Origin of the sequence: Streptomyces diacarni (assembly GCF_003323715.1) — a bacterium.
GTDB classification, from domain to species: Bacteria; Actinomycetota; Actinomycetes; order Streptomycetales; family Streptomycetaceae; genus Streptomyces; species Streptomyces diacarni.
In genome coordinates, this window is the sequence record NZ_QOIN01000074.1 from 1 (window position 1) to 5,146 (window position 5,146).

Here is a 5,146-nt window from a genome sequence, read left to right on the forward strand (position 1 = left end):
AAGACCCCTCAGCAACCGCACGCAAACCACCCACCACACCACCACGCCCCACACCCACCACCGCAGCACGACAACCAAACACACCACGCCGACCCAACACACCAGCAACCTCAGCAAGCCCGTACTCCGCACGCGCCCCCACAAAATCCGCAAGCTCCGCAGCACGTTGACGCAACGCCGGCTCCGACTTCGCCGACAACGCCAACACCACCGGACCAGCCGATTCGGTCGGAACCGGCGAGGAAACCTGCTCAGCCACAGCCTCGGGCACGGGCGGGGCCTCAAGCACCACATGTGCGTTCGTGCCGCTGATGCCGAACGAGGAGACCGCAGCCCGACGGGGACGCCCCGTCTCCGGCCACTCGGTCGACTCCGTCAGCAGCCGCACCGCCCCCGCCGACCAGTCCACATGCGGGGTGGGCTCATCCACATGCAACGTGCGCGGCAGCACACCGTGCCGCATCGCCTCCACCATCTTGATCACACCCGCCACACCCGCAGCAGCCTGCGTATGACCGATGTTCGACTTCACCGACCCCAACCACAACGGCTGGTCGCCGGGGCGGTCCTGCCCATACGTCGCCAGCAGCGCCTGCGCCTCGATCGGGTCGCCCAGTGTGGTGCCCGTACCATGCGCCTCCACCACATCCACATCCGCCACACCCAACCGCGCATTCGCCAACGCCGCACGGATCACCCGCTCCTGCGACGGACCGTTCGGCGCCGTCAACCCATTACTCGCACCATCCTGATTGGTCGCGCTTCCCTGGATGGTCGCCAGGACCGGATGCCCCAATTCCCGCGCATGGGACAACGGAGTGAGCAGCACCAGACCAACGCCCTCACCGAAACCCGTCCCATCGGCCGCCGCGGCGAACGACTTGCACCGCCCGTCCGCAGCCAGGCCCCGCTGACGACTGAACTCCACGAACAACTGCGGAGTCGCCATCACCGTCGCCCCACCCGCAAGGGCATAACGACACTCACCACCCCGCAACGCCTGCGCCGCCAAATGCAACGCCACCAACGACGACGAACACGCCGTATCCACCGTGATTGCCGGCCCCTGAAGGCCCAGCGTGTAGGAAATGCGACCTGAGGCGACGCTGGGCAGGCTGCCGTTCCCGAGATATCCCTCGAATCCCTGCGGAGTCCTCGCGGTCAGGCGGGAGGCGTAGTCGTTGTACATCAGCCCCGTATAGACGCCGGTGACATTGTCGCGAAGGGTTTCCGGATCGATGCCGGCGGACTCGATCGCCTCCCAGGCCGTCTCCAGCAACAACCGCTGCTGCGGATCGATCGCCAGCGCCTCACGCGGACTGATACCGAAGAACTCCGCATCGAACTGATCCGCGTCATGGAGAAAACCACCACGACGCGTATAGCTCTTCCCCACCTGCTCAGGATCAGGGTCATACAACTCCGGGTCCCACCCCCGATTGACCGGGAAATCACCCGTGGCATCTCGCCCCTCAACCAACTGCCGCCACAAATCCGCCGGACTGTCGATACCGTTCGGATAGTGACACGCCATCCCGATGATCGCGATCGGTTCTGTCTGCTCGACCGTTGATCCGGCAGTGGAGGCGACGTTCGTTGCGGCGGCCGGGGCCGACGACGAGGTACCCAGACGAGTGAGCAGGTGGTCGGTGAGGGCCTCGGGGGTCGGATGGTCGAAGGTGACGGTGGACGGCAGGCGGAGACCGGTGGCGGCATTGAGCCGGTTCCGGAGCTCGACGGCGGTCAGCGAGTCGAAGCCGACCTCCTTGAAGGCGCGTTGCGGGTCGACCGCGCTTGTTCCGGAGTGCCCGAGCACAGACGCCGTCTGTGTGCACACCATCTCCAGTACCGCTTCGCGCTGTTCCACCTCCGGCATCCGTGCGAGCCGCTGGGCCAGGGAGTCGCTGGAGACCGACTGGGACCGGGCGGCCGCCCTGCGCGGCGCACGCACGAGGCCGCGCAGGATGCTGGGAAGCGTGCCGTTGCGGGCCTGTGCCCGCAGTGCGGGCCGGTTCAGTTCGACGGGAAGCTGAAGCGGGGACTGCGGAGTCCTCAGGGCCTGGTCGAGCAGGTGGAGGGCGCGGTCCGTGGCGAGCGGGGTCAGCCCGCCGCGGGACAGACGGCCCCGATCGGTGCTGGTGAGCGTGCCGGTCATGCCCGTGGCCTCTTCCCACAGTCCCCATGCGAGGGACAGCGCGGGCAGGCCGTGGACGTGACGGTGATGGGCGAGCGCGTCGAGGAAGGTGTTGGCGGCGGCGTAGTTGGCCTGCCCGGGATTGCCGAACGTGCCCGCGATCGAGGAGAACATGACGAACGCCGACAGGTCGAGGTGCCGCGTCAGCCGGTGCAGATTCCAGGCCGCGTCGACTTTGGGACGCATCACCGCCCGCAGGCCTTCCGAGGTGAGGGAGGTGACGGTGGCGTCCTCCAGTACGCCGGCGGCGTGAACGACGGCGGTGAGGGGGTGGGCGGCCGGGATGGTCGCGAGCAGGTCGGCCACGGCGTCGTGGTCCGCCGTGTCGCAGGCCGCCACGGTGACGTGAGCGCCCAGCTCCTCCAACTCGGCGACCAGCTCCGCGACGCCGGGCGCCGCGGTACCGCTACGGCTGGCCAGCAACAGCCGTCGGGCACCGTGCCGGGACACCAGGTGGCGGGCGGTGACCTCGCCGAGGGCCCCTGTGCCGCCGGTGATCAGGACCGTGCCCTCGCCGAAGCAGGGGCCGGCAGACACTGCGGTGGACGCACCGACAGACGCACTACCGGACGCGTCGGCGGACACACCAGCAGACGCTTCCGCCGACGCGGCGGGGGCGCCTTCGGTGCCCTTGGCCAGACGGGGCGCGTACGGTACGCCTTCGCGGAGGGCGAGCTGGGGCTCTGCGGCCGTCAGCACCCTGGCGAGAGTCTGCTGAGACAGCGGGTCCCTGTCGAGGTCGACGATGCGCAGTCGTCCGGGGTGCTCGCTCTGCGCACTGCGCACCAGGCCCCAGCAGGGGGCGAGCGACAGATCGGGGCCGTCCTCGGAGGGGCTTGTGATCACCGCGCCGCGGGTCAGCAACAGCAACGTGGACTCGGAGAACCGCTCCTCGGCCAGCCACTCCTGCACCAAGCGCAGGGTCTGCTCGGTCATGGCCGCAGCGGTGCCCGCCACCGACTCCCCGTCCGGCTCCGCGGAGTCGTCGGCACCGGCGCTGGTGCCCCTACCGGCGTCGGCGCCGGCACTGGTGCCCGTGTCGGCGTCGGTGTCGGTGCCCGTGTCGGTGCCGCACACGGCCAGCACGAACTCCGGCACGGCCGTGCCGGCTGACACCTGTTCCCGCAGGGCACGCAGGTCCGCGTGGAAGGCCGTGTTCGACTCGACGGCCTCCCCGAGCCAGTCCGCGGTCGCGTCGCCGATCACCGCGCAGGTGGCCGCCGTCGTGACGGGGGTGGTCCGCGTGTCCGCCGATGTATCCGGCACCTCCACCCAGTCGAGGCGCAGCGGAGCCTCCGGATGCCTACTCGCCTTCGCGGCCAGTTGTTCGACGTCGACCGGCCGCAGTGTCAGAGCGTCGATCGTCGCCACAAGGCCACCGGACGGGTCGGCGAGCGTCACCGTCACGGTGTCCGCGGAGGTCCGTGACCAGCGCACCCAACCGGACGTCGCGCCTGTGGCATGCAGAGTGAGCCCCGACCAGGAGAACGGCAGCGCGATCCTGCCCTCAGCGTCAGGCCGCAGCGGGCCGTCCTCCAGCGCCAGGGAGTGGAGTGCCGCGTCGAGGAGCGCCGGGTGGGTGGCGAAGGCTTCCGCTTGGGCCCGCTGGTCCTCGGAAAGCCCGACCTCGGCGTACAGGTCGTCGCCGTGTCGCCAGGCCTCCCCCAGCCCCTGGAACGCGGGACCGTACTCGTACCCCTGTGCGGCGAGCCATCCATACAGCTCTTCCGTGGGAACAGGGGTGGAACCGGCCGGGGGCCACGCAGTGGGTACGGCGTGGGGGGCGGTGTCCGACGTCGCGAGAGAGCCCGTCGCGTGACGAGTCCACGTGCCGTCGTCTTCGGACGCCTCAGGGCGGGCGTGGATGCTCAGGTGCCGCAGCCCGCTCTCGTCGGCCTCGGCGACCGTCACCTGGAGCCGTACGCCGACGGTCCCCTCGAGGGTCAGGGGGGCATGGAGGGTGAGGTCGGCGACCTGGTCGCAGCCGGTGTACTCCGCCGCCCGGAGGCCGAGTTCGACGAAGACCGTGCCGGGCACGACGACGGTTCCCGCCACGGTGTGGTCGGCGAGCCAGGGGTGGGACCGGAGCGACAGCCTGCCGGTCAGCAACGTACGACCGTCGTCGGCCAACTCGACCGTCGCACCGAGGAAGGGATGCTCCGTGTCGGCCATGCCGAATGCGGAGGGCGACGTCTTCGGGGCCGGGGTCTCCAGCCAGTACGGCTGGCGTTGGAAGGGGTAGGTGGGCAGCTCCACGCACTCGGTGGACGAAGAGGTTGGTGCGGTCGGGGTGGGTGTGGGCCAGGTGATGTCGGTGCCGTGCGCCCACAGCCGGGCGGCGGAGGTCAGCATCTGACGCAGATCACCATGATCACGCTGCAACGACCCCGTCACGATCACCTCAGGACGCTCCGGATGCTCATCGACGACATCCTCGATCGCTGAGGTCAACACCGGATGCGCACTCACCTCCACAAACCGCCGATACCCCGCATCCAACAAACCCCCCACCGTCTCCCCAAACCGCACCGGAGACCGCAAATTCCGCTCCCAATACCCACCACCCAACTCCTCACCAGCCACCACACCACCCACAACCGTCGAATAAAACGGCACCCGCGTCCCACCAGGAGAAACCCGCCCCACCGCCTCCCCAATACGCGGCGCCAACACATCCATATGCGCACAATGCGACGCATAACTCACCGGCAACACCCGCGCCCGCACACCCCGCACACCAAACCCCGCAACCAACCCCTCCACACACACCCGATCCCCCGACACAATCGTCGACCCCGGACCATTCACCGCCGCAACCTCAACACCACCAGCCGACTCCAACTCCTCCCGCACCACACCCACCGGCAACGCCACATGCGCCATCGCACCCTCCGGCGCAAACTCACCAATCACACGACTACGCACCGCCACCAACCGCGCCGCATCCTCCAA

At 69.1% G+C, this 5,146-nt stretch carries 1 protein-coding gene; it reads right to left on the reverse strand.

Going from position 1 to position 5,146, the window contains the following annotated elements:
• The coding region (locus DTL70_RS33075) for an SDR family NAD(P)-dependent oxidoreductase (protein WP_342776529.1) at positions 1-5,125 on the reverse strand (5,125 nt) is incomplete at its 3' end.
• Positions 5,126-5,146 lie beyond the last annotated feature (21 nt).